A 24,831-nucleotide genomic window follows, 5' to 3' on the forward strand; every position below is an offset into this window, starting at 1 on the left:
TTACTGCCATTTGTCAGAGCGCTAAGGTTGTCCTCCCACCCGCCACACCAGCGCCCCGGAAGGCCCCCGCCATGGCCGCTCACGCCCCCCGCCCCACCGGCACCCCGGAGGACCTCGGTCGGACACCCGGGCTGCGCGAGCGCAAGAAGCAGCAGACCCGGTACGCCCTGGTCCAGGCGGCCCACATGCTCTTCCTCAGCCAGGGCTTCGCCCGCACGACCGTCGACGAGATCGCCTCCGCCGTCGACGTCTCCCAGCGCACCTTCTTCCGCTACTTCGCCAACAAGGACGAGGTCGCGCTCGCCGTCATGGCCGAGGCCGAGGACTACTTCATCGAGTGCCTGCGCCACCGCCCCGCCGAGGAGTCCCCGCTGGAAGCCCTGCGCGCCTCGATCGTCAAGGCCTGGCGCGACCTCGGGAACGCCGAGGCCTCCGGCCCCGGCTCGATCACCAGCGCCCTCGAACTCATGCGGATGATCGAGGACGCGCCCACCCTGCTCGCCGCCCACCTGCGCCGGGTCACCGAACAGGAACGGATCGTGGTGCAGGTGCTCGCCGAACGCGAAGGCCTGGACCCGCGCGAGGACCTGCGCCCCACCGTGCTCGCCGCCGTCTTCGGCAGCGTGCTGCGCGCCGCCCACCTGTCCTGGACGGCCGACCGCGAACCCGACGGCCCGGAGGGCATGATCGCCCTGATCGAGCGCCACTTCGACCAGCTCGGCCCCGCCCTGGCCGGCCGCTGGCGCACCTGAACGCCCGTGTCATACCCGGGTACCACCCCGGATCCCACCCCCAGGTCGGACGCCGGGCGCCGGCCGCGCCCCTAGTCTGACCGGATGATCGACTCGTCCACCCGGTCCGGCCCCGTCGGCGTGGCGCGGGCCCTGCTCGGCACGCTCGTCCGACCGTCCGCCGACCACGCCCCGCTGCTGGCCCACTCCTCCCGGCCGTGGCTCCGCCACCTCCCGTACGTCCTCGCGGTGGCCGCGATCGCCTCGCTGCTGCCCAGCGGGATCAACGTGATGGCCAACGACTACGGGATCGACGGAGGGCTCGCCGCCGCCATCGCCGTGGCGCAGACCGCGCCGCTGCTGCTCGCGGTGAGCCGGCCGCTGGCCGCCTGGTGGATGATCGGCAGCACCGACCTGCTGGCCGCCGTCCTGGTGCTGACCACCGGGAGCGGGACCGGCGGCCCCTGGCCGTGGATCCCCACCGCCCTGGTCGGCTACCTCTTCCTGATGGTCCCGCTGTCCCTCCGCGAGCCGAGGCGCACCCTGGTCGCGGTCTGGCTGGTCACCGCGGGCGCCGGGTTCGCCCTGTCGCTCGCCGGGGCGGGCTCCCGCTACACCGGGGACAACGCCCTCCTCGCAACCGCCCTGACCGGCGCCGTCCTGGTGCTCGGCGGAGCCCTGCGGGAACGCGCCGAGGCCCGCCGGCTGCTCAGCGAGCAGGAGCACATCAGCGAGGTCGAGCGCGAACGGCGCACCCTACTGGAGGAACGCGCCCGGATCGCCCGGGAGTTGCACGACGTGGTGGCCCACCACATGTCGGTCATCGCGGTCCAGGCCGCCAGCGCACCGTACCGGATCCCCGACGTTCCGGCCGGGGCCGCCGAGGAGTTCACCGCGATCGCCGGCACCGCCCGCGAGTCGCTCGCCGAGATGCGCCGGCTGCTCGGCGTCCTGCGCAGCGAGGACTCCGGCGGGGAGAAGGCCCCGCAGCCCGGGGTCGGCCAACTCGCCCAGCTGGTCGAGACGGTGGGACGGGCCGGGGTCGCGGCCGAACTGACGGTGGCCCACGGCCTGGAGGAGGCGGTGCCGCAGGCCGTCGGCCTCTCCGCGTACCGGATCGTCCAGGAGGCGCTGGCCAACGTGGTGCGGCACGCCCCCGGCGCGCGGACCTGGGTGTCGCTCTCCTCGGACGGCCCCGAGCTGCTGGTGACGGTGGTCAACGGGCCGCCGCCGGAGCGCACCGAGTCGCTGGAGGCCTCGGTCGAGGGCACCGGGCAGGGCCTGATCGGAATGCGCGAACGCGTCCGGCTGGTCGATGGCAGGCTGGACACCGGCCCGCTGCCGGACGGCGGCTTCAAGGTGGCCGCCGTCCTGCCCCTCGGCACCTCCGACAACACCCCCCGGGAGCCCACCGCATGACCATCCGCGTGATCATCGTCGACGACCAGGCCATGGTGCTTGCGGGCTTCGCCGCCCTGCTGAACGCCCAGAGCGACATCGACGTGGTGGGCGACGCCGCGGACGGCGCCCAGGCCCTGGAGGTCGCCGGCCGCACCCACCCGGACGTGGTGCTGATGGACGTCCGGATGCCCGTGATGGACGGCCTGGAGGCCGCCCGACGGCTGCTCGAACCCGCCACCGGTCCACGGGAAGGCGGGGGCGCGCACCGGCCCAAGGTGCTGATGCTCACCACCTTCGACGTGGACGACTACGTCTACGAGGCGCTGCGCGCCGGGGCCAGCGGCTTCCTGCTCAAGGACGCCCCGCCGGCCGACCTGATCGCCGCGGTCCGGGTGGTCGCGGCCGGCGAGGCGCTGCTCGCCCCCTCGGTGACCCGCCGGCTGATCGAGGACTTCGCCCGCACTCGCCCCGCCAGGCGCCACGACCCCAAGGTGCGGCTCAACGGCCTGACCCCGCGCGAGACCGAGGTGCTGGAGCTGATCGCCCGCGGCCTCTCCAACCAGGAGATAGCCGCGAAGCTGGTGCTCGCCGAACAGACCGTCAAGACCCACATCGGGCGCATCCTCGCCAAGCTCGACCTGCGCGACCGCGCCCAGGCGGTGGTGCTGGCCTACGAGTCCGGCCTGGTGACCCCCGGCCAGTAGGGGGGACATCCCCCTGATACCCGGGTAGCACCCGGGAGTTGGCCCCGCGGTGTGACGCCCGCGGGGCCGTCGCGTTCCTACCTTCCTCTTCGTCGCAAGCCGAACGAACGAGGGGGAGAAGGACCATGCGCGGATTCCGGATCAGGCGGGCACTGGCCGCCGCGGTGGCGCTGGCGGCGGTGCTCGGCGCCGGCGGCTGGGCCGCCGACACCCAGACACCCGTCACCGGCCCGCCGCCCGGCAGCGCCGCCTGGACGGCCGACACCTCGCTCGGCCGGCGCCTGCCCGACCCGGCCACCACCGCCCCGGACGGGGTCGCCGCGTTCTTCGCCGCACTGGCACCGGCCGCACAGGACGCGCTGGCCGTCCGGCACCCACTGGTGGTCGGCAACCTGGACGGCGCCCCGGTCGCCCTCCGCTACCGCGCCAACGCCCTGGCCCTCGCCGCCGAACGCACCCGGGAACTCGCCCGCGCCGCCGACCCGGCCCGCACCCCGCAGGACCACGAGGCCGCCCGCACCCGCGCCGAGCGCTACCGCACCCTGCTGGACGGCGGACGGCAGATCCTCGCCTTCGACCCGCGCGGCCGCGGCCAGGTCGCCGAGGTGTACGGCGACCTCGCCGCCGCCCGCCGCACCGCCGTGATCGTCCCCGGCTCCGACATCGACCTGCTCGACTTCGACCGCACCGCCGATCCGTACGGAACCCCCGCCGGCATGGCCCGCGCCCTGTACGAGGCCACCGACCGGCAGACCGCCGTGATCGCCTGGACCGGCTACACCACCCCGGTCGGACTCGGCCTCGACGCCGCCACCGAGGACCTCGCCCGGGCCGGCGCCACCCGCCTCGACCGGCTGCTCGACGGACTCGCCGTCAGCACCCGCCCCCAGGCCCCGGCCACCGTGTTCTGCCACAGCTACGGCTCGGTGGTCTGCGGCCTGGCCCGCCCCACCCCCGACCGGACCTCCGGGCTGGTGGTGCTCGGCTCCCCCGGCATGGGCGTCGACTCGGCCGCCGGTCTCGACCCGCGCGTCCCGCTGTGGGCCACCGCCCGCAACGGCTCCGACTGGATCGGCGACGTGCCCAACGTCCGGCTGCTCGGCCTCGGCCACGGCGCCGACCCGACCGCCCCAGGCTTCGGCGCCCGCCCGCTGCCCGCCACCGGATCCCACGGCCACACCGGCTACTTCGCCCCCGGCACCGCCTCGCTCGCCGCCTACGCCGCCGTCGCCCTCGGCCGCGCCTGACCGCCCGCACCGGAAGGAGCACCACCATGGCCCACCCCCTCACCGCCCTGCGCCGCGCCGCCCGACAGGTCGACGCCCGGACCCCCGCCAGCCGCGACCGCGCCCTGGACGGCCTGCGCGCCCTCGCCCTGCTCGCCGTACCGGTCGGGCACTGGATGCTCGGCGGCCTCACCCGCTCCCCCGACGGCGCCCTGCACAACGCCAGCCCGCTCTCCTCGCTCGGCTTCTTCGCCCCGATCAGCTGGGGGCTCCAGATGCTCGGGGTGTTCTTCCTGGTCGGCGGCCACTCCTCGGTCCGCTCGCTGGAACGGGCCCGCGCCCGCGGCGAGTCCCACGGCGGCTGGCTGCGCGCCCGGACCGTACGGCTGCTGCGCCCGGTGCTCGGGGTCACGGCGGTCTGGGCGCTGCTGGTCCCGCTGCTGCCCGCGCTCGGCGTCCCCGCCGACACCCTGCGCACCGGCGCGACGCTGGTGGTGCAGCCGCTCTGGTACATCGCCGTCTACCTGGGACTGACCGCGCTCACCCCGCTCTGCGTGGCCGCCGGACGCCGGCTGGGCGGCTGGTCGGCGGGCCTGCTGGTGGCCTCCGTCGCCGCCGTCGACCTGCTGCGGTACGGGCCGTGGGCGCAGGCGGTGCCGTCCTGGGTCGCGCTGCTGAACATCCTGCCGGGCTGGCTGTTCGGCTACCAGCTCGGCGTGCTCTGGGCGCAGGGCCGGCTCGGGCGGCCGACCGCCCGGGTGCTGCTGTTCGGCGGCGGCGCGCTGTTCGCCACCCTGCTGCTGGTGTTCCACTACCCGGCCAGCATGGTCGGCGTGCCCGGGGCCGAGCGCACCAACTCGCACCCGCCGTCCCTGCTGGTGCTCGCCCTGGCGGCGGTCCAGTGCGGCGCCGCGGTGCTGCTGCGGGAGCGGCTCGGCCGGGTGCTGACCCGCCGTCCGCTGCTGTGGCTGCCGGTGGTCGTCGTCAACCTGTCGGCGATGACGATCTTCTGCTGGCACCAGAGTGCGATGCTCGCCGCGGCGGTGCCCGGCGCGGCCGTGCTGGGCAGCGTCCCGGGACTCACCACCGCGCCGGACTCGCTCGGCTGGGTGGCCGCCCGGCTGGCCCTCCTCCCGCTGTTCGCGGGCGTCCTGCTGGCGATCGGGTGGTTCACCCGGCGGTTCGACGGGCCGTGGACGTCCTTCTCCCGCGCCGGGAAGGCGGCGGCCGGCGCCGCCGCGGCCCTCTTCGCGGCCTACGCGCTGGGCGTGGTGTGACCCGCGCCGGGCGGGCAACGGCCCCCGCCGGACGCCGTCACCGGGGGGATGCACCCGCATGCGAACCACCACGCACTGTGATCTCCTGTGACCGTCGGCGACCAACGCAGGACCGCGCCCGCCCACGGCCCGTCCGTCCGCATTCGCCACCCCTCCCCCTCCCCCCGGCACACCCAACTCCCGAGGAGTCCCATGTCCTTGTCCCCACCACGCCCCCGGCCGCGGCGCGGGGCCCGCCGCCGACTGGCGGGCACCGCCGTGGTCCTCGCGGTGACCGCGGGCACCCTGCTGAGCACCGTCGCCCCGGCCCTCGCCCACGGCGGACCGGCCGCCCCCGGGGCCGACGACCTCACCCCGCACGTCGACTCCCCCCGGGTGATGGCCGAACTGCGCGAGGACGAGGTCGCAGCGCTCGGCCAGGAGCACGCCGAGGAGCACGCCCGGATGCGCGCCGCCATCCGCGGCATCGGCGACTACCCGCAGACCACCCGCACCAACCGGTACAACGCGCTGACCGCCTCCCAGGCCGATCGCAACAAGGCCTTCGACCCGGCGACCTTCGGCGCCTTCAACCAGTACTTCGACTCCCCCGACTTCGGCGACCACGTCGCGCTGCTGCCGACCGGAAAGGTGCTGCTGTTCTCCTTCGAACGAATCGAGACCAACCCGGAGAAGGAACCGGCACCCACCCAGACCACCGGCAAGGAGAACGCCGGCCGGGCCTTCCTCTGGGACCCGAAGAAGAACTACGGTCCGGACGCGTTCAAGCAGGTCAACCCGCCGGTCGTCGACATGCCGGACGGCCTCGGCGAGAAGCGCCCGGCGCCCTTCTTCTGCTCCGGCCACTCCTTCCTGCCCAACGGCATGCTCGGCGTCTTCGGCGGCAACCTCGGCGGCAACGGCGGGACGGGCGCCAAGCTCTCGCTGATCTTCGACCCGTGGACGGAGACCTGGACCCGCAACCCCGACATGTCGGTGGGCCGCTGGTACCCCTCGGTGGTGACCGGCGCCGACGGCCGCCAGCTGATCATGTCCGGCCAGTCCGAACTCGGTTACGGCACCCCGACCCCGGTGGTCGAGCGGTTCCCCGCCAAGCCCTTCGCGGTGCCGGTGAAGAAGACCGACCTCCCCACGAACACCCCGGTGGACCGGTTCAAGGTCGACGCCCCGTTCACCACCGACTACCCGCACCTGTTCTCGCTCAACGACGGCAACGTCTACGGCTTCGGCCGCCAGGCCGCCGAGCAGTGGAAGTTCGACCCGGTCGCCGAGTCCCGCACCGACCTGGCCGCCCGCCCGGACGGCCGCAAGCGCAACTACGGCTCCGCCGTGCTGCTCCCCAACGGCGCCAACGGCCCGGACTCCGCGCTGGTCCTCGGCGGCGACCGGGACAACCCGAGCACCCTGCGCTTCTCCAACGGCACTTGGACGGCCGAGAAGTCCCGCGCCTTCGGCCGCACCCAGGACGACACCGTCCTGCTGCCCACCGGCCGGCTGATGACCGTCAACGGCGCCTACGACATCCGCGACTACGGCAACGGCCCGTACAACCCCAACGCGGACCTCAAGTACCGCCAGATCGAGCTGCGCGACGACCAGGGCAACTGGCAGCTCGGCCCGGTCCAGCGCCTGCCGCGCGGCTACCACTCCAACGCGGTCGTGCTGCCGGACGGGCGCGTCCTGGTCACCGGCGACGAGCTCCAGCAGCTGGCCAACAACACGGACATCAACCGCACGGTGAGCGGCATCCCCGGCACCGCCGGCCCGGTCACCATGAACGGCACCATCGAGATCTACGAGCCCGCCTACCTGCACCAGGGCGGCGGCCGGCCCGACCTGGACGACGCGCCGACCGTGCCGATCGGCTTCGACAAGAAGTTCACCGTCTCCAGCTCGACCTCGGACCAGGTGGTCAGGGCCGTCCTGCTCGCGCCGACCACGTCCACCCACTCGGTCAACACCAGCCAGCGCTACCTCGACCTGCGGATCACCAGCCAGGCCGGCAACCGGATCCAGCTGCAGGCCCCGCCGGACGCCAAGGCCGCGCCGCCCGGCTGGTACATGATCTTCCTCCTCGACGGCAAGGGCGTGCCCAGCGAGGCGAAGTGGATCCAGCTCAGCCCCTCCGCCTGACCCCACCCCCCACCGAAAGGAACCCCCGATGGCAACGGACCTGAGTCTGCGCGAGAGCGACGAGATCCAGGGCGACATCCTCGCCGGCTTCAAGAAGGACAACGTCAGCGTCCTCTTCCTCAAGTTCGAGGACGCGGCACGGGCCCGCGACTGGCTCCGCAAGCTGACCCCGCAGATCTCCACCACCCGCGAGGTCGCCAGGTTCAACGAGGCGTTCAGCGAGGCCAGGGCCGCGTCCGGCGGCGACGACCCCAAGTCGCTGACCGCCACCTGGCTCGGCATCAGCTTCAGCTACGAGGGCCTGCAGATGCTCTCCACCACCGACCCTCTCCCGACGCTCCCGCAGGGCGACACCGGTCTGAAGGCGTTCAAGGAGGGCGCGGCCAAACGGGCCGGCGGGCTCGGCGACACCGGCGACAACTCCCCGGAGAACTGGCTCTTCGGCAACGGCAGGACCCAGTCGGTCCACGCCGTCCTGAAGATCTCCGCGGACACCGAGAAGGACCTGCAGACGGCCGTCGAGGCCCAGCGGATCGCCGCCGCCGAGTCCCGCGTCCTGGTCGTCTACCAGCAGAACGCGAAGACCCTCCTGGGCAGCCGCCGCGGCAAGGAGCACTTCGGGTTCAAGGACGGCATCAGCGAGCCCGGCGTCAGGGGCTTCGACCGGCCCAGCCCGACCGATCCGGAGCAGGTGGACGGCCACCCCGGCACCCGGATCATCCCGGCCGGCGAGTTCGTCTGCGGCCTGGACAACGACCAGTTCAGCTTCCCCAAGGACCAGTACCCGGCCTGGACGCTCAACGGCTCGTTCCAGGTGGTCCGCCGGCTCGCCCAGGACGTCCCCGGCTGGTGGTCGCAGGTCGCGGTCAAGCTGGGTGAGCTCCGGAAGGCCAAGGCCGTCCCGGACCACGCCACCACCGAGTGGCTGGCCGCCCGGATGGTCGGCCGCTGGCGCTCCGGCGCCCCGGTCTGCCACTTCCAGGACCGGGACGTCCCGAACAACCCGACCGCCGCCAACGACAACGCCTTCGACTTCTCGGACGACCCGGAGGGCCTGGTCACCCCGCTCTGGTCGCACCTGCGCAAGACCGAGCCGCGCGCCGGCCTGCAGGAGAGCCCGGACAAGCCCCCGTTCCCCGCCAAGGACCTCAACGGCAGGCGGATCATCCGCCGCGGCACCCCGTACGGAGAACCGTTCGACCCGGCCTCCGAGGGCCCGGGCGGCCCCGACGACCCGCGCGGGCTGCTGTTCGTCTGCTACCAGGCGGACCTCAAGCGGCAGTTCGAGTTCATCCAGGCCAGCTGGATGGACCGGGCGAACTTCCCGCCCAACCGCGACTCCCAGGACACCACCCCGCCCGGGCACGCGAACCCCAGGCCCGTACCCGGCCGGGACCCGGTCACCCAGAACTGCACCGACCCGGACACCGGACAGGTCACCCCCCTCGACTACGAGAGCCGGGACACCAGCGGCCTGATCCGGCACACCCCGCTGGACTTCGCGCAGTTCGTCCAGACCACCGGCTCGGTGTACGCCTTCATGCCCTCGATGAGCATCCTGCGGGGGCTCTGCGAGGGCCGGCTCGCCCCGGTCGGCGGCCAGGCTTCGGGCGGCCAGGGCACGGGCGGCCAGGGCACGGGCGGGCAGGGCGCCACCACGCAGCCGGGTGGCGGCGGTTGGCCGCAGCCCGAGCCGCAGCCGGTGAAGGCGTACCCGTGCGACGAGTTCGTCGGCGTCCCGGACCAGTACCGCCGGGCCGGCCAGAGCCAGTACTGGGCGTTCCACGGCGACCGCTGCCGGCTGATCTCGGTGGCCGACGGCTCCGCCCACACCGACCGCAAGGTCGAGGACGACACCTGGCTGACCGGCTGGTCCTGTCTGCAGGGCGTCGGCCGGGTCGACTGCTTCCTGCCCGTGCCCGACCAGCAGGACCCGGCCGGCAAGAGCTGGTACTGGGTCTTCCACAGCACCGCCGGCCGCCAGCAGTACCGGCTGGTCTCCGTCACCTGCGGCGGCGGCCGGTACACCACGGCGCTCGAACGCTCCGACCGCGACCTCACCTACTGGGGCTCGCTCAGCGGCGTCGGCCAGGTGGACTGCTGGCTGCCCGTCCCCGACCAGCAGCGGGTCGGCGGCAAGAGCTGGTACTGGTGCTTCCACACCACGGCCGGCCGCCAGCAGTACCGGCTGATCTCGATCGCGGACGGCTCCTCGCACAACGACGTGCGCGAGCGCACCGACCGCGAGCTCTCCCAGTGGAGTTCGCTCAGCGGCCTGAACCGGGTGGACTGCTTCCTGCCCGTGCCGGACTGCCGGCGGGTCGGCGGCAGCAGCGAGTACTGGGTGTTCAGCGGCCAGAACTACCGGCGGATCTCGGTCGCCGACGGCAGCGGCCACCCGGACCGGCTGGTCTCCGCCGACCGTTCCTGCGACGCCTGGGCCTCGCTCGCCTGAGATCGGTCCCCTCGACGCGCCCCCGCCGCGCCACCGCGCGCGCCGGGGGCGCGTTGTCACTGCCCTGCTCTAACCTGCCGCCATGGTGACGTTCGACGAGTTCCGCGCGATGGCCCTGGCCCTGCCGGAGGCCGCCCAGGAGCCGACCTGGGACATCGAGACGCTGCGGGTCCGCAGCCGGATCTTCGCGATGGGCGCGCCCGACGGGGACCGCGTCACCGTCAAGGCCTCGCCCGAGGACCAGGCCGAACTGCTCGCCGCCGAACCCGAGGTGTTCTCCTCCGCCCCCTACGTCGGGCGGCACGGCTGGGTGAGCGTCCGGCTGGACCTGGTGGACCGGGACGAGCTGCGCGACCTGGTCACCGAGGCCTGGCGGCGGACGGCCCCGAAGCGGCTGGTACGGGAGTTCGACGCCTGAGCGCACGGCCGTTCGGGCCCGGCCCGAACCACTGGGAGACGCCGCGAGGACACCCCCGGTTCATGTGATCCATCCCACAGTTTAGGCGCGCCCGCCGCCCCTTCGAGCCCCCTAGGCTTGCGCAGGGAAGTCAGCAGTCCTTATCGCACCCTCCGGGCACCGCCCGAGAAACGGTGACGGGCCCCAAGGGAGTTGGTGCGGTGCGCAACCGTCGACGCTGGAAGCGGGTACTGATCGGAGCGTTCGCGGGTTGCGCCGTGCTCGCCGACGCCGGCGCCTCGGCCGCCGCGGCCGCGGTCTCCTCCGAGCAGCTGGCGATCTCCACGCCCCCGGCCGGCAGCGCCGCCTGGATCCAGGACCACTCCTTCGGCCACGCCCTGCCCGACCCGGCCACCACCAGCCCGGCCGCCGCCGCGGAGTTCTTCGCCTCGCTCGCGCCCACCGAGCTGGACCGGCTGATCCAGCAGTACCCGCTGGTCGTCGGCAACTACGACGGCGCCCCGCTGGACCTGCGCTACCGCGCCAACCGGATCGCCCTGGCCGTCGAACGCGACAACGCCCGGACCCGCGCCGCGGACCGCAAGCTCGACTCCGACACCCGCGCGCTGGCCGTCTCCCGCGCCAACGACGTCGAGCACCTGCTCGCCCCCGGCCGGCAGATCCTGGCCTTCGACCCGCGCGGCCGCGGCCTGGTCACCGAAGTGTGGGGCGACCTCGCCGACGCCGAGCGGATCTCCGTCCTCGTCCCCGGATCGGACGCCGACCTCGGCCACTTCGACCAGACCGCCGAGCCGCTGCGCTCCCCGGCCGGCATGGCCCGCGCCCTGCACGCCGAGGAGCAGCGCCAGGCCCCGGGCACCCGGACCGCCGTGATCTCCTGGACCGGCTACGTCACCCCCTCCGGCCTCGGCCCGGACGCGGCCACCTCCCGACTCGCCGACGTCGCCGCGCCCCGGCTGGAGCGACTGCTCGCCGGACTCAAGGAGACCACCCGGCCGGACGCGCCCCCGTCGCTGCTCTGCCACTCGTACGGCTCGGTGGTGTGCGGCACCGCCGCCCCGAAGGTCCTCCGCGCGGCCGCCTCGCCGTCCGACACCTCGGGCATCACCGACATGATGGTGTTCGGCTCCCCCGGCATGGGCGTGCAGAGCGCCGCCGACCTGGGCACCGGCGTGCACGTCTGGGCCGCCCGCAACCCCAGCGACTGGATCGGCAACGTCCCGTTCCTGGAGGTCGGCAAGCTCGGCCACGGCGCCGACCCGACCGGCAGCGGCTTCGGTGCCGAGCAGATCTCCTCGGCCCGCGCGGTCGGCCACAACGGCTACTTCACCGACGGCACCGACAGCCTGCACAACTTCGCGGCGATCTCGCTCGGCCACTACCGGGACGTGGTCCGGACCGAGCCCAACTCCTAGTCGCAGCCAGCCGTGGCCGGTCCCGGTCACCATCCGCCCCGGTCACGACGACGGGGCCGGCGACGGCGTCCGACCCGGCTACGACGACTGGTCCTGGTACAGCCGCAGGGCGTCCGCCGCCGCCCGGGCCAGCTCGCGCCGGGCGGCCGGCGGGGCCAGCACCTCGACGTCCGCGCCGAAGGCCAGCAGCGACCGGACCGCCGCCGGGGCCGGAAAGGCCATCGCCACCTCCACCCACTCCTCGGCCGCCCCGGCGCCCGCCTCCGGCGGCTGTACGGTGACCCGGCCGCCGTGGATGCGCAGGAAGAGGTCCAGCCGCCCGCGACGGACCCGCACCCGCACCGGCAGCTCCTTGGGGAGCCGCTCCACCTGCTCGCGGAGCACCGCCCACACCTCGCCGAGCCCGACCCCGGCCCGACGCCGCACCGCCTCCTCCGCGGTCTCGGCGGTCAGCACCCGGTCGGCCCGGAACAGCCGCGGCTCGCCGTGCAGATCGGCCACCAGGTACCAGACCGAGGCCTTGCTCACCAGCCCGTACGGGTCGACGGTGTACTCCACCGGCGCGGGCGTGCCGCTGTGCCGGTAGCGCAGCCGCAGCCGGCGGTCGGCGAAGACCGCGTACTGCAGCTCGCCCAGGTCCGGGCCGGACGCGGCGGCGGACGCGGCGCCCTGCATCCAGCGGGCCGGGTCGACCAGGATCCGCTCGCTGATCCGCTCGGCGGCCGGGCGGTGCGGGGCCGGCAGCGCCGCCATCACCTTGCGCAGCGCCGAGCCGAGCGCGCCGTCCAGTCCGAGGTCGCTGTGCGCACCCTGGGCGGAGAGCACGAACAGCGCCCTGGCCTCGTCCGCGGTCAGGCCGGTGACGTCGGTGCGGTAGCCGGGCAGCAGGCCGATGCCGCCGTGCCGCCCGCGCTCGGTGAACACGGGCACGCCGGCGGCGGAGAGCGACTCCACGTCGCGGTAGACGGTGCGGACGGACACCTCCAGCCGCTCGGCGAGTTCGGTGGCGGACACCCGGCCGCGGGTCTGGAGCAGGAGGAGGATGGAGAGCAGGCGGTCGGCCTTCATACGACAAGAATCCCAGTAATCCTGACGGCAGTTGTCAGGTTTTACTGGGAGATTGCGTTCCGAGCCCGAAAGACCGACCCACAACGGGGAGTTGACCGCACGTGAACGCCGTCCAGGACGCCCGCCCGCAGTACCTGCTCGCCCTCGCCCAGCTGGAGAAGCTGTTCGCCGCCGTCACCCCGGCGGACCTCGACCGGCCCACCCCCTGCAGCGAGTTCACGCTGCGCCGACTGCTGAACCACGTCGTCGGCGGCATCCACCGCTTCGCGTACATGGGTGAGGGCGGCCGCGCCGAGGACATCGTGCCCGCCATCGAGGACCCGTCGGACGAGGGCTGGCCGGCCGCGCTCGCACGGGCGGCCGGCCGCGCCACCGCCGCCTGGGCGGACGACGCCAAGCTGGGCCGCCCGACCTTCGCCCCCTGGGGCGAGGTGCCCGGCGGGATGGTGGTCGGCGGCTACGTGATGGAGGCGGTGACCCACAGCTGGGACATCGCCACGGCCCTGGACAACGGCTTCGTGCTGGACGAGGGGCTGGCGCACACCGCGCTGGCCGTCGCCGAGATGGTGCTGCCGCCCGAGAGCCGGGTCGAGGGCGTCCCGTTCGCCGAGGTGCAGCCGGTCGCCGAGGACGCCGACATCCACGCCCGGCTGGCGGCCTGGATGGGCCGCACGGCCTGAACCGCGTGCCGGAGCGGGCCCGGGGAGCCACCGACTCCCCGGGCCCGCCCGGCTGTTCCGTCCCGGGCCGCGCCGCCCGCACGGACCGACGAGGACCGCGCCGCCCGCTCGGACTTCGCCGGCCGCGCCGGACTACTCCCGGCCGACCGAGGTGAAGCCCATGTCCGCGTAGCGGTCCCCCGCCACCCGGCCGGCCACCGGCTCCAGCAGCGCCAGCTCCTCCGCGTCCAGCAGCAGCGTCGCCGCAGCGGCGTTCTCGGCGAGACGGCTGCGCTTGCGGGTGCCCGGGATCGGCACCACGGTCAGCCCGTGCACCTCCGCCCGCCGGTGCACCCAGGCCAGCGCGACCTGGGCCAGGGTCACTCCGCGCGCCGTCGCGACCTCCCGCAGCGGCGCGAGCAGCTCGGCGTTGGCCGCAGCGTTGTCGCCGGTGAACCGCGGCTGGGTGCGGCGCACGTCGTCCGCCGCGAGCTGCTCGGCGGCCTGGAACGAGCCGGTCAGGAAGCCGCGTCCGAGCGGCGAGTACGGCACGAAGGCGACGCCCAGCTCGGCCGCGGCCGGCACCACCGTGCGCTCGACGTCACGGGCGAACACCGACCACTCGGACTGCACCGCCGCGATCGGGTGGACCGCGTGCGCCTCGCGCAGCTCGGCGCCGGTCACCTCGGACAGGCCCAGGTGGCGCACCTTGCCGGCCTCGACCAGCTCGGCCATGGCGCCGACCGAGTCGGCCAGCGGCACGGCCGGGTCACGGCGGTGCATGTAGTAGAGGTCGATCTCGTCCACGCCGAGGCGGCGCAGCGAGGCGTCCACGGCGGTCCGGATGTACGCGGGGTCGTTGCTGATGCCGCGGTAGCCCGGGTCCTCCTCCTTGCGCAGGAGGGCGAACTTGGTGGCGAGCACCACCTTGTCCCGGTTGGCCCGGACGAAGGGGCCGATGAACTCCTCGTTGCGCCCGTAGCCGTAGGCGTCGGCGGTGTCGAACAGGGTGACCCCGGCCTCCAGCGCGGCGGCCAGGGTGGCCAGCGCCTCGCCGGAGTCGGTGGGGCCGTAGAACTCGCTCATGCCCATGCAGCCGAGGCCCTGGACGCCCACCAGCGGGCCGTCGGTGCCGAGTTCGGCGGTGGGAAGGACGGGGTGAGTCATGCGCTCTGCTCTTCCTCTACACGGTTGTACTGGCATCGGACCGGGGCGCCGGTGGTGTCGACGGTCTTCCCGGCATAGAGATCGATCTTGTAGTCGAGGACGGCGAGGGTGGCCTGGAGGTCGGCGATCCTCTGCCGGACCTCCTCGCGCTGGGCCTCCAGCAGCCGGCGCCGCCCCTCGTAGGTCCGCTCGCCCTCGCGGGCCATGTCCACGTACTTGAGCATGTCCGCGATGGACATGCCGGTCAGGCGCAGCCGGCCCAGGAAGGCCAGCCGGTACAGGTCGGCGTCGCAGTAGCGGCGCTGCCCGCCGACCGCGCGGTCGACCGGGTCCAGCAGGCCGATCCGCTCGTACCAGCGCAGGGTGTGGGCGGTCAGGCCGCTCGCCGCGGCGACCTCGCTGATGGTGTGCCGAGGCGTGCGGTCCGGCTCCCCGCCCGGGGCCCGGTTGAACACTTCGGAGCAGCTGCGCAGGTCGATCTCGACGCGTGCGGGTGTGGCCATCGAACGTTTCCCCCTGTCCTGTGCGACGGAAAAGACGCTACCGAGTTGGAGTGCACTCCAAGCAAGCCGAACGGGCCCGGCAGCCTGGTGCGCGCACCACCCGGCTGGGACCGGGGTGCCCCGCCGCCCCGCGCCGGCCCCGACTACAGTCGGGACCCATGGAGAGCTTGCGCGTGATCGAGAACTGGCCGGTGCCCCACGCCGCGGCAGCGGTGGTCCGGGGGGCGGACGGCGCGGTGCTGGGGGCGCACGGGCCGCAGCAGCACCTCTTCCCGCTGGCCTCGGTGACCAAGCTGCTCACTTCCTACGCGGCGCTGGTCGCGGTCGAGGAGGGCGTGTTCGAACTGGACGACCCGGCCGGGCCGCCCGGTGCGACCGTCCGCCACCTGCTCGCGCACACCTCCGGCCTGGGCTTCGACGAGGACCGGGTGTTCGCCGAGCCCGGCAACCGCCGGCTCTACTCCAACGCGGGCTTCGACGCGCTGGCGCGGACGCTGTCCGAGGCCGCCGGGATCGAGTTCTCCCGCTACGTCGCCGAGGCGGTCTTCGAACCGCTGGGCATGACCGACACGCTGATCAACACCGCGCACAAGTCCCCGGCCGGTGCCGGCGGCCTGTCCACCGTCGCCGACCTCGCCCGGTTCGCCGCCGAGCTGCAGGCGCCCAAGCTGCTGGACCCGTCCACCGTCCTGCGGGCCACCCGCGAGGTCGCCTTCCCCGGCACCAGCGGCGTGCTGCCCGGCTACGGCCACCGCCGCCCGAACGACTGGGGCCTCGGCTTCGAGATCCGCGACGGCAAGAGCCCGCACTGGACCGGCACGGCCAACTCGCCCGCCACCTTCGGCCACTTCGGCCAGTCCGGCACCTTCCTGTGGGTCGACCCGCAGGCGGGTGCGGCCTGCGTCGCGCTCACCGACCGGGACTTCGGCCCGTGGGCGGTCGAGGCCTGGCCGGCCTTCTCCGACGCGGTCCTGGCCGAGCTCCACGAGGGGCCCGCGGCGTAGGCCCCCACCGCTCGCGGCCCGGCGCGCCGGGGCCCAGGCTCCGGGGCCCGGGTTCCGGGGCTCAGCCGTACGAGACCGGCGAGTGCATCTCCCACAGCAGGAGTTCCGCGCCGGCCTCGCCCGCCGTCGGGGCGGCGAAGGCGTCGCCGGTGATCCGCACGCTGTCGCCCGGGGCCATCGAGCGGCCGCCGCCCTTGGGCCCCGGGACGGTCCGGTAGCCCAGCGCCCCGGCCGTCAGGTGGGCGTACCGCCACGGGGCGGCGGGCAGTTCCGGCAGCGGCTGCCACGGTCCGGCGCTCACCAGCCACAGCGCGGCGTCGCTGCGGCGCAGCCGCAGGGCCTGCGTCCCGGCGTCGCGCTCCAGGCCGGAGGCGAGCAGTGTCAACCCGCCGTCCGCCGGTTCCACCTTGCGCAGCCCGTACGCGGGCGCCGCGTCGAACTCGTCCGGCTGGAGCCACATCTGGACGAAGCGGACCGGGCCGGTGGCGCCGCCGACGTTGCGCTCGGTGTGGGTGACGCCGGAGCCGGCGCTGAGGTGCTGGACCATCCCGGGCCGGACCACCCCGCCGTGGCCGTGGGAGTCCCGGTGGGCGAGCGCGCCCTCCAGCACCCAGGTGAGGATCTCGGTGTCCCGGTGCTTGTGCTCCTCGAACCCGGCGCCGGGGGCGAGGAGTTCCTCGTTGCACGCGAGCAGCGCGCCGAAGTGCGTGTTCTTCGGGTCGTAGTGGCCGGAGAAGGAGAACGCGTGGCGGGTCTCGACGCCCTCGGCCGGAGCGGAGCGGTAGCGCTCGGCGGTGCGGCGCAGGTCGGCACGGGGGCGGTCAGCGGCTTCGGTCACGGCCCCCACCGTAACGGGTGTGACCCTTGCCACCGCGCCGCTGCGCCGGGGGGTGTGCACGAGCAGTCACTCACGTGAGGCAGTCTTGTCCTTGTGCCAGCCGCATCCGCGAACTCCAAGAGCGAACCCAGTCCCGCCGTCGAGCCCACCGGGAAGAGCCCGGCTCCCCGGACCGCCCGCGACCGTCCCGGCCGCCCCGCGCCGCGCCTGACGGCCCAGGAGCGCAGAAACGCCGCCGAGCGGGCCGAGCGCCGGGCCGCGACGCTCAAGCGGCTGGAGAAGTCCTCGGGCAAGCTGGCCACCGCCGCGATCGCGCGGATGGACGACGAGCTCGGCTGGTACCGGCGGATGCCGCCGGAGCACCGGTCCTGGATCGGCCTGGTCGCCCAGGCCGGCATCGCCGCCTTCACCGAGTGGTACCGCCACCCCGAGGCCGCCCGGGCGATCTCCACCGACGTCTTCGGCACCGCCCCGCGCGAGCTGACCAGGGCGATCACCCTGCGCCAGACCGTCGAGCTGATCCGCACCACGATCGAGGTGATGGAGGAGGCCATCGAGGAGGTGGCCGCGCCCGGCGACGAGGCGGACATGCGCGAGTCGGTGCTGGTCTACGCCCGGGAGATCGCCTTCGCCACCGCCCAGGTGTACGCCCAGGCGGCCGAGGCGCGCGGCGCCTGGGACGCCCGGCTGGAGGCGCTGGTGGTCAACTCCCTGCTGTCCGGGGACGCCGACGAGGGCGTGCTCTCCCGCGCCGCGGCGCTCGGCTGGGGGCAGCCCAGCCAGGTCCGGGTGGTGATGGGCAGCGCGCCGGACGGCGACAGCGAGCTGGTGGTGGAGGCGATCCGCCGGGCCGCCCGGTACGCCAAGCTGAACGTGCTGACCGGGGTGCTGGGCAAGCGCCTGGTGGTCGTGGTCGGCGGCGAGAAGGAGCCGGTGCACGCCGCCCGGGCGCTGATCGGCCAGTTCGCGCCGGGGCCGGTGGTGGTCGGCCCGACCGTGCCCGACCTGCTCTCCGCGACCCGTTCCGCGCACGCCGCCGCGGCCGGTCTGCGCGCCTGCGCGGCCTGGCCGGACGCCCCCCGCCCGGTGCTGGCGGACGACCTGCTGCCCGAGCGGGCGCTGGCCGGCGACCAGGCCGCCCGCCGCCAGCTGGTGGAGGAGATCTACACACCGCTGGACGAGGCGGGCTCGGCACTGCTGGAGACGCTGAGTGTCTACCTGGAACAGGCCTCTTCCCTGGAGGGGGCGGCCCGGATGCTCTTCGTCCACCCCAACACGGTGCGCTACCGGCTACGACGTGTGACCGACGTCACGGGGTACGCCCCCTCCGACGTACGTTCGGCGTTCACTCTGCGGATCGCACTGGCCCTCGGCCGGCTGACCGCCGCCGGGGAGCCCGGCTGAGCCGGAGTGTAGGGACCATACAATCCCGGATGGTTTTCTTCGTTACCGTCGCCTACCCGCCCCTGGGCGCCTGGCGAGAGAGGGTTGAACCGTGCTCGTAATCGTCGCCCCTGGACAGGGTGCCCAGACCCCCGGTTTCCTCAGCCCCTGGCTGGAGCTCGACGGTGTCGCCGACCGCCTCCGCGGCTGGTCGGAGGTCGCCGGGCTCGACCTGGTGCACGCCGGCACCGAGGCGTCCGCCGAGGAGATCAAGGACACCGCCGTCGCCCAGCCGCTGCTCGTCGCGGCCGGCCTGGTGACCGCCCGTGAGCTGTTCCCGGACGAGGACGCCGCCCGCAAGCTGGTCGGCGCCGTCGCCGGCCACAGCGTCGGCGAGATCACCGCCGCCGCCGGCGCCGGTGTGCTCAGCGCCCGTGACGCGCTGACCTTCGTACGCGAACGCGGCCGGGCCATGGCCGCGGCCGCCGCCGTCACCGAGACCGGCATGACCGCCGTGCTCGGCGGCGATCCGGAGGTCGTCGCCGCGAAGCTCGCCGAGCACGGCCTGACCGCGGCCAACAACAACGGCGGCGGCCAGATCGTCGCCGCCGGCACGCTGGCCCAGCTGGAGACGCTGAAGGCGGACCCGCCGGCCGGCGCCAAGCTGATCGCCCTGAAGGTGGCCGGCGCGTTCCACACCGAGCACATGGCCCCGGGCGTCGAGCGGCTGGCCGAGCTGGCCCCGACCCTGACCGCGGCCGACCCGCTGGTCCGCTACGTCTCCAACAAGGACGGCGCGGTCGTGGACTCCGGCGCCGAGGTGCTCGCCCGCCTGGTGTCGCAGGTCTCCAACCCGGTCCGCTGGGACCTCTGCATGGAGACCCTCGGGCAGCTGGGCGCGACGGCCGTGATCGAGCTGTCCCCCGCGGGCACCCTCACCGGCCTGCTCAAGCGCAACCTCAAGGGTGTGGCCACGCTCGCCCTCAAGACCCCCGCCGATCTGGACAAGGCCCGCGAGCTCGTCGCGGAGCACGGCGGTCAGGACCAGGAGATCCAGGCATGACGAAGCCGCAGATCCGTCCCGCCACGGGTGCGCAGTACTCGCGCATCCTCGGCGTCGGCGGCTACCGCCCGGTCCGGGTGATCCCCAACGCCGAGGTCCTGGAGTGGATCGACTCCTCGGACGAGTGGATCCGCACCCGCAGCGGGATCGCCGAGCGCCGCTGGGCCGGCCCGGACGAGTCCGTCGCCGAGATGTCGGTCCAGGCCGCCGGCAAGGCCATCGCCCAGGCCGGGATCTCCCCCGACCGGATCGGCGGCGTGATCGTCGCGACCGTCTCGCACCTCAAGCAGACCCCCGCGATCGCCACCGAGATCGCCGAGCGGCTCGGCTGCGGCACCGCCCCGGCCTTCGACATCTCGGCCGCCTGCGCCGGCTTCGGCTACGGCCTGGGCCTGGCCGACGGCATGATCCGCGGCGGCAACGCCGAGTACGTCCTGGTCATCGGCGTCGAGCGGCTCAGCGACCTGACCGACCAGTCGGACCGCTCGACCGCCTTCATCTTCGGCGACGGCGCCGGCGCCGCGATCGTCGGCCCGTCCGACACGCCCGGCATCGGCAAGCTGATCTGGGGGTCGGACGGCTCGCAGGCCGACCTGATCGCCCAGACCGAGGCCTGGGACACCGCGTTCGCCAAGCCCGACGCCGTCAACGGCGCGGGCGAGGAGACCAGGTGGCCGGCCCTGCGGATGGACGGCCAGCCGGTCTTCCGCTGGGCGGTCTGGGAGATGGCCAAGGTCGCCCAGCAGGCGCTGGACGCCGCCGGGGTGACCGCCGACCAGCTCGGCGCGTTCATCCCGCACCAGGCCAACATGCGGATCACCGACGCCATGATCAAGGCCCTGAAGCTGCCGGAGTCGGTGCCGGTCGCCCGTGACATCGCGGAGACCGGCAACACCTCCGCGGCCTCCATCCCGCTCGCGATGGAGCGCATGCTGGAGACCGGCGAGGCCCACAGCGGCGACCTGGCGCTGATCATCGGTTTCGGGGCGGGTCTCGTGTACGCCGCGGCAGTCGTTACGCTCCCCTAGGCGCGTTTCGCCCACTGATCCACAAGCCTGTGTCCGACCGCCGGTCGGACACGATCAACACTGAAGAGGAGCAGCCAGTATGGCTACCAAGGACGAGGTCCTGGAAGGTCTCGCCGAGATCGTCAACGAGATCGCCGGTATCCCGACCGAGGATGTCGCGCTCGACAAGTCCTTCACCGATGACCTGGACGTCGACTCGCTGTCCATGGTCGAGGTCGTCGTGGCCGCCGAGGAGCGCTTCGACGTCAAGATCCCGGACGACGAGGTGAAGAACCTGAAGACCGTGGGCGACGCTGTGGACTACATCCTCACCAACGCCTGAGCGATCGACTCGTTCGACTCGGCCAGTCCGTCCGGCGTCCCGCACGCCTGCGACGGCTGACCTGTCGGCCCGGCTCACCGAGCCGGACCGACCCGCCGGCCGGGACGCCCCACCGGGGCGCCCGGCCGGGCCCATCCTCGGCTCCCGCCGACCCCCCGCACAACGTGAGAGAAGAAGAAACCAGTGACCGCTGAAAACCGCACCGTGGTCGTCACGGGTATCGGCGCCTTCACGCCGCTGGGCGCCGACGCCGCCAGCACCTGGGAGAACCTGGTCGCCGGTAAGTCCGGTGTGGCGGCCCTGACCGAGGAGTGGGCCGAGGAGCTGCCGGTGAAGATCGCCGCGCGCACCGCCGTCGAGCCCGGCGAGATCCTGCCCCGCCCGCTGGCCCGGAAGCTGGACCGTTCGGCCCAGTTCGCCGTGATCGCCGCCCGCGAGGCCTGGGCCGACGCCGGCTACGAGACCCCCGCCACCGAGACGTCCTCCAAGCTCGCCCCCGAGCGCCTCGGCACCGTCATCGCCTCCGGCATCGGCGGTGTCACCACCCTCCTCGACCAGTACGACGTGCTGAAGGAGAAGGGTGCCCGCAAGGTCTCCCCGCACACCGTCCCGATGCTGATGCCCAACTCCCCGGCGGCCAACGTCGGTCTGGAGGTCGGCGCCCGCGCGGGTGTGCACACCCCCGTCTCCGCCTGCGCCTCCGGCGCCGAGGCGATCGGCTACGCGATCGAGATGATCCGCACCGGCCGCGCCGACGTCGTGGTGGCCGGCGGCACCGAGGCGGCGATCCACCCGCTGCCGATCGCCGCGTTCGCCAGCATGATGGCGATGTCCAAGAACAACGACGACCCGCAGCACGCCTCCCGCCCGTACGACAAGGCCCGTGACGGCTTCGTGCTGGGCGAGGGCGCCGGCGTGGTCGTCCTGGAGTCCGTGGAGCACGCCGAGGCCCGGGGCGCCCGGATCTACTGCGAGGCCGTGGGCCAGGGCCTGTCCTCGGACGCCCACCACATCGCCCAGCCCGAGCCGACCGGCGCCGGCGTGGCCCGCGCGCTGGCCGACCTGTTCGAGCGCAACGAGCTGGACAAGGCCGAGATCGTGCACGTCAACGCGCACGCCACCTCGACCCCGCAGGGCGACACCGCCGAGCTGAAGGCGCTCCGCAAGGAGCTCGGTGACGACCTCGACCACATCGCCGTCTCGGCCACCAAGTCGATGACCGGCCACCTGCTGGGCGGCGCCGGCGGTGTCGAGACCGTCGCCACCGTGCTGGCCCTGTACAACCGCCTCGCCCCGCCGACCATCAACGTCGACGAGCTGGACGACGAGGTGGACGCGGACATCGTGCGCGGCGAGGCCCGCAAGCTGCCCGAGGGCCGGATCGCGGCGCTGAACAACTCGTTCGGCTTCGGCGGCCACAACGTGGTGCTGGCCTTCCGCACCCGCTGACGCCCGCGACGAAGGGGCCGGCGCTCTCCGCGAGCGCCGGCCCCTTCGTCGTGCCCACCGGTCTCAGACCACCTGGTGCAGCCAGCGCACCGGCGCGCCCTCGCCCGCGTAGCGGAACGGCTCCAGCTCGTCGTCCCAGGGCTTGCCGAGCAGCCGGGCGATCTCGGCCTCCAGGTCGGCGCCCTCGCTGCGGGCGCGCAGCAGGACGGCGCGCAGCCGGTCCTCGGGGATGAGGATGTCGCCGTGGATGCCCGTGACGGCGTGGAAGATGCCGAGCGTGGGCGTGCTGCTGTACCGCTCCCCCTCCGCCGTGGCGCAGGGCTCGCTGGTCACCTCGTACCGCATCAGCTGCCAGCCGCGCAGCGCGGAGGCGAGCTTCGAGGCCGTGCCGGGCTCCCCCTGCCAGGAGAGTTCGGCACGCCAATGCCCGGGTGCGGCCGGCTGGCGGATCCAGTCCAGGCTCACCCGCACACCGAGCACCCCCGCGACGGCCCACTCGACGTGCGGGCACAGCGCGCGGGGCGCGGAGTGGATGTAGAGAACTCCACGTGTCGTCACCGGGACCTCCAGGCTGTGGACGAGGGTCGCCTTCCCCAGCTGCCTCGTGCCTGCAGTTGATCCACAGTTACCCACGTTTGCCGACATTAAGCCACTAAATTGAGCAAAACGGACAGGCTTTCGCTCAATGCTAGTCGAATCCTCAACGAGGTCTACCCCTCGGCCGGATCTCTCCCCCGAACGGCCCCATCGCCAGGCGGGACCACCGTACCGCGCCGCCCCGCACCGTGGCTGACGCACTTTCGGATCCGGCCGGAATGCGGTAGTGCGGCCGGTCGCCCTGCGCCCGACTGCGAACCTTCCACGACGAACCGCCCCGCACGCCCGGTCGGGGCTGCGGGGCGGTCGGCAGTCGTGACGGTTCGTCAGCCGTCCAGGCGGACGACCATCTTGCCGGTGTTGGCGCCGCGCAGCAGGCCGAGGAAGGCGTCCACCGTGCTGTCGATGCCCTCGGTCACCGTCTCGCGGTACTTGAGCTCACCGGAGCGCACCCACGCCGAGACCTCCTCGACGAACTGCGGCTGCAGGTCGTAGTGGTCGCCGACGAGCAGGCCCTCCATCCGGAAGCGCTTGGCGATGATCTGCGCCAGGTTGCGCGGGGCCGGGGTGGGCTCGGTGGCGTTGTACTGCGAGATCATGCCGCACACCGCGATCCGGCCGTGCAGGTTCATCACCTCGATCGCCGCCTCAAGGTGCTCGCCGCCGACGTTGTCGAAGTAGACGTCGATGCCGTCGGGGGCCGCCGCCCGCAGCTGGTCGACCACCGGGCCGTTCTTGTAGTTGAACGCGGCGTCGAACCCGTACTCCGCCACGAGGAGCTCGACCTTGTCGTCCGAGCCGGCGGAACCGATCACCCGCGCCGCGCCCTTCAGCTTGGCGATCTGGCCCACGATGCCGCCCACCGCGCCGGCCGCGCCGGACACGAACACCACGTCGCCGGCCTTGATCTCCGCGATCCGGGTCAGCCCCGCGTACGCGGTGAGCCCCGGCATGCCGAGGACGCCGAGGTAGGTGGAGAGCGGCGCGGCGTCCGGGTCCACCTTGACGGCCGTCCGGGCGTCGAAGGTCGCGTACTCGCGCCAGCCGAAGAAGTGCAGCACGTAGTCGCCCTCGGCGAAGCCCTCGGCCTGCGAGGCGACGACCCGGCCGACCGCCCCGCCCAGCATCGGCTCGTTCAGCGCGTACGGCTCGGCGTAGGACTTGCGGGCCGACATCCTGCCCCGCATGTACGGGTCCACCGAGAGGTAGGCGTTGCGGACCAGGATCTCGCCCGGGCCCGGGGTCCGGACCGGGGCCTCGACCAGGGCGAAGTCGGTCGGCACCGGCCAGCCCTCCGGGCGGGCGGCGAGGTGCCATTCACGGGCGGTGGCGGGGGTGGTCTGCTCTGCCATGGGTGGCGCTCCTTGCGGTTCAGGCACATGAAAGGTTGAGCAACTGAAGTAACGATGGACATAAAAGGTTCACCTTGTCAACTTTTCAGGTAGACTCTGGCGCATGGACACTCAGCCGGTCCGGGACGCCACGCCGCAGCCCGACGAGATCACCCGCGAGGTCGTCGACCTCATGGCCAACCTGGTCGCGCTCTTCCACCGCGAGTACGAGGACGCCGCCGCCGCCCGTTCGCTCACCGGCGCCCAGGCCAAGGTGCTCGCACTGCTGCGGCGCGGGCCGATGCCGATGCGCCAGATCGCCCAGACGCTCAGCTGCGAACCGTCCAACATCACCGGCATCGTCGACCGGCTGGAGTCCCGCGGCTTCGTCACCCGCGAGGCGGACCGGCAGGACCGCCGGGTCAAGCTGGTCGCGGCCACCGACACCGGGTCGGCCGCCTCCGCCGAGCTGCGCGAGTCCCTGAACTTCGCCCGCGAGCCGCTGGCCGCACTCGGCCCGGACGAGCGGACGGTGCTGCGCGACCTGCTCCAGCGGATGCTCGCGGGCGCCTCCGGCCCCGGCGCGTGACCAGCATCACAGGCCCGACGGGCGATCCGTTCGCCCATCGGGGGTAACCGAACCGCCCCCCGGAACGTCT

General features: G+C 73.6%; 23 protein-coding genes. 17 read left to right on the top strand and 6 right to left on the bottom strand.

The window, feature by feature from the left end; all coding sequences use genetic code 11:
• The first annotated feature begins 71 nt into the window (after positions 1-71).
• The 9 genes from ACIGG8_RS19935 to ACIGG8_RS19975 all read left to right on the top strand — a co-directional run bounded on the left by ACIGG8_RS19935 (position 72) and on the right by ACIGG8_RS19975 (position 11,760).
• Positions 72-752 carry a TetR family transcriptional regulator gene (locus ACIGG8_RS19935; RefSeq protein WP_350523981.1) on the top strand — a complete coding sequence of 227 codons (681 nt, stop codon included), beginning with the start codon at positions 72-74 and terminating at the stop codon, positions 750-752.
• Positions 753-836: 84 nt separating this feature from the next.
• Positions 837-2,150 (top strand): sensor histidine kinase, encoded by a 1,314-nt coding sequence (locus ACIGG8_RS19940; RefSeq protein WP_396549488.1) that lies wholly within the window; start codon positions 837-839, stop codon positions 2,148-2,150.
• Positions 2,147-2,836 carry a response regulator gene (locus ACIGG8_RS19945; protein ID WP_396549490.1) on the top strand — a complete coding sequence of 230 codons (690 nt, stop codon included), beginning with the start codon at positions 2,147-2,149 and terminating at the stop codon, positions 2,834-2,836. Before ACIGG8_RS19940 ends, ACIGG8_RS19945 begins: the two co-directional genes overlap by 4 nt.
• 125 nt (positions 2,837-2,961) lie before the next feature.
• The gene (locus tag ACIGG8_RS19950) at positions 2,962-4,083 is read left to right on the top strand and encodes an alpha/beta hydrolase (RefSeq protein ID WP_396549492.1); all 1,122 of its coding nucleotides are present in this window, start codon (positions 2,962-2,964) and stop codon (positions 4,081-4,083) included.
• Positions 4,084-4,109: 26 nt separating this feature from the next.
• A complete protein-coding gene (locus tag ACIGG8_RS19955) occupies positions 4,110-5,339 on the top strand; it encodes an acyltransferase (protein WP_396549494.1) in 1,230 nt (409 codons plus the stop codon).
• 192 nt (positions 5,340-5,531) lie between these two features.
• Entirely contained in the window at positions 5,532-7,472 is a 1,941-nt protein-coding gene (locus tag ACIGG8_RS19960) for a galactose oxidase-like domain-containing protein (RefSeq protein WP_396549495.1), read from the top strand.
• 28 nt (positions 7,473-7,500) lie between these two features.
• Positions 7,501-9,927 carry a Dyp-type peroxidase gene (locus ACIGG8_RS19965; RefSeq protein WP_396549496.1) on the top strand — a complete coding sequence of 809 codons (2,427 nt, stop codon included), beginning with the start codon at positions 7,501-7,503 and terminating at the stop codon, positions 9,925-9,927.
• 82 nt (positions 9,928-10,009) lie between these two features.
• The gene (locus tag ACIGG8_RS19970; protein WP_350523974.1) at positions 10,010-10,345 is read left to right on the top strand and encodes an MmcQ/YjbR family DNA-binding protein; all 336 of its coding nucleotides are present in this window, start codon (positions 10,010-10,012) and stop codon (positions 10,343-10,345) included.
• A gap of 200 nt (positions 10,346-10,545) precedes the next feature.
• Entirely contained in the window at positions 10,546-11,760 is a 1,215-nt protein-coding gene (locus ACIGG8_RS19975) for an alpha/beta hydrolase (RefSeq protein ID WP_350523973.1), read from the top strand.
• Positions 11,761-11,838: 78 nt separating this feature from the next.
• Here the strand turns inward: ACIGG8_RS19975 and ACIGG8_RS19980 are convergent, their stop codons facing one another.
• On the bottom strand, positions 11,839-12,828 hold the full coding sequence (locus ACIGG8_RS19980) for a WYL domain-containing protein (protein ID WP_350523972.1): 990 nt from the start codon (positions 12,826-12,828) through the stop codon (positions 11,839-11,841).
• Between the two features lie 101 nt (positions 12,829-12,929).
• Between ACIGG8_RS19980 and ACIGG8_RS19985 the strand changes: the two genes are divergently transcribed.
• Positions 12,930-13,508, top strand: coding sequence for a TIGR03086 family metal-binding protein (locus tag ACIGG8_RS19985; protein WP_396549499.1), 579 nt, complete (start codon positions 12,930-12,932; stop codon positions 13,506-13,508).
• 132 nt (positions 13,509-13,640) lie between these two features.
• Here ACIGG8_RS19985 and ACIGG8_RS19990 read toward each other — a convergent pair whose 3' ends face one another.
• Both ACIGG8_RS19990 and ACIGG8_RS19995 read right to left on the bottom strand, forming a co-directional pair.
• A complete protein-coding gene (locus ACIGG8_RS19990; protein ID WP_396549500.1) occupies positions 13,641-14,654 on the bottom strand; it encodes an aldo/keto reductase in 1,014 nt (337 codons plus the stop codon).
• Positions 14,651-15,157 (bottom strand): MerR family transcriptional regulator, encoded by a 507-nt coding sequence (locus tag ACIGG8_RS19995; RefSeq protein WP_396549501.1) that lies wholly within the window; start codon positions 15,155-15,157, stop codon positions 14,651-14,653. Before ACIGG8_RS19995 ends, ACIGG8_RS19990 begins: the two co-directional genes overlap by 4 nt.
• A 158-nt stretch (positions 15,158-15,315) precedes the next feature.
• Here ACIGG8_RS19995 and ACIGG8_RS20000 point away from each other — a divergent pair, with 158 nt between their 5' ends.
• Positions 15,316-16,161, top strand: coding sequence for a serine hydrolase domain-containing protein (locus tag ACIGG8_RS20000; protein ID WP_396549502.1), 846 nt, complete (start codon positions 15,316-15,318; stop codon positions 16,159-16,161).
• Positions 16,162-16,222: 61 nt separating this feature from the next.
• Here ACIGG8_RS20000 and ACIGG8_RS20005 read toward each other — a convergent pair whose 3' ends face one another.
• Complete coding sequence (locus tag ACIGG8_RS20005) at positions 16,223-16,999, bottom strand: pirin family protein (RefSeq protein ID WP_396549504.1); 777 nt, start codon at positions 16,997-16,999, stop codon at positions 16,223-16,225.
• A gap of 207 nt (positions 17,000-17,206) precedes the next feature.
• Here ACIGG8_RS20005 and ACIGG8_RS20010 point away from each other — a divergent pair, with 207 nt between their 5' ends.
• The 5 genes from ACIGG8_RS20010 (at position 17,207) to fabF (ending at position 22,244) form a co-directional block, all read left to right on the top strand.
• Positions 17,207-18,403: a helix-turn-helix domain-containing protein gene (locus ACIGG8_RS20010; RefSeq protein ID WP_350523991.1), complete on the top strand. Its 1,197-nt coding sequence runs from the start codon at positions 17,207-17,209 to the stop codon at positions 18,401-18,403.
• Between the two features lie 91 nt (positions 18,404-18,494).
• Entirely contained in the window at positions 18,495-19,445 is a 951-nt protein-coding gene (locus ACIGG8_RS20015; protein WP_350523966.1) for an ACP S-malonyltransferase, read from the top strand.
• A complete protein-coding gene (locus ACIGG8_RS20020) occupies positions 19,442-20,473 on the top strand; it encodes a beta-ketoacyl-ACP synthase III (RefSeq protein ID WP_396549506.1) in 1,032 nt (343 codons plus the stop codon). Before ACIGG8_RS20015 ends, ACIGG8_RS20020 begins: the two co-directional genes overlap by 4 nt.
• 79 nt (positions 20,474-20,552) lie before the next feature.
• Complete coding sequence (locus tag ACIGG8_RS20025; protein ID WP_189918130.1) at positions 20,553-20,795, top strand: acyl carrier protein; 243 nt, start codon at positions 20,553-20,555, stop codon at positions 20,793-20,795.
• 183 nt (positions 20,796-20,978) lie between these two features.
• Positions 20,979-22,244 carry a beta-ketoacyl-ACP synthase II gene (gene fabF, locus ACIGG8_RS20030; protein WP_396549509.1) on the top strand — a complete coding sequence of 422 codons (1,266 nt, stop codon included), beginning with the start codon at positions 20,979-20,981 and terminating at the stop codon, positions 22,242-22,244.
• 63 nt (positions 22,245-22,307) lie between these two features.
• On the opposite strand, the gene ACIGG8_RS20035 is transcribed toward fabF, so the two are convergent.
• Together ACIGG8_RS20035 and ACIGG8_RS20040 are read right to left on the bottom strand one after the other, a co-directional pair.
• Entirely contained in the window at positions 22,308-22,802 is a 495-nt protein-coding gene (locus ACIGG8_RS20035; protein WP_097238046.1) for a DUF3145 domain-containing protein, read from the bottom strand.
• A 365-nt stretch (positions 22,803-23,167) separates the two neighbouring features.
• Complete coding sequence (locus ACIGG8_RS20040) at positions 23,168-24,193, bottom strand: NADP-dependent oxidoreductase (protein WP_350523962.1); 1,026 nt, start codon at positions 24,191-24,193, stop codon at positions 23,168-23,170.
• 103 nt (positions 24,194-24,296) lie between these two features.
• On the opposite strand from ACIGG8_RS20040, the gene ACIGG8_RS20045 reads away from it, so the two are divergent.
• The gene (locus ACIGG8_RS20045) at positions 24,297-24,761 is read left to right on the top strand and encodes a MarR family transcriptional regulator (protein ID WP_350523961.1); all 465 of its coding nucleotides are present in this window, start codon (positions 24,297-24,299) and stop codon (positions 24,759-24,761) included.
• The last annotated feature ends 70 nt before the right edge of the window (positions 24,762-24,831 follow it).

The sequence above is a fragment of the Kitasatospora sp. NPDC085464 genome, from assembly GCF_044541955.1.
GTDB lineage: Bacteria > Actinomycetota > Actinomycetes > Streptomycetales > Streptomycetaceae > Kitasatospora.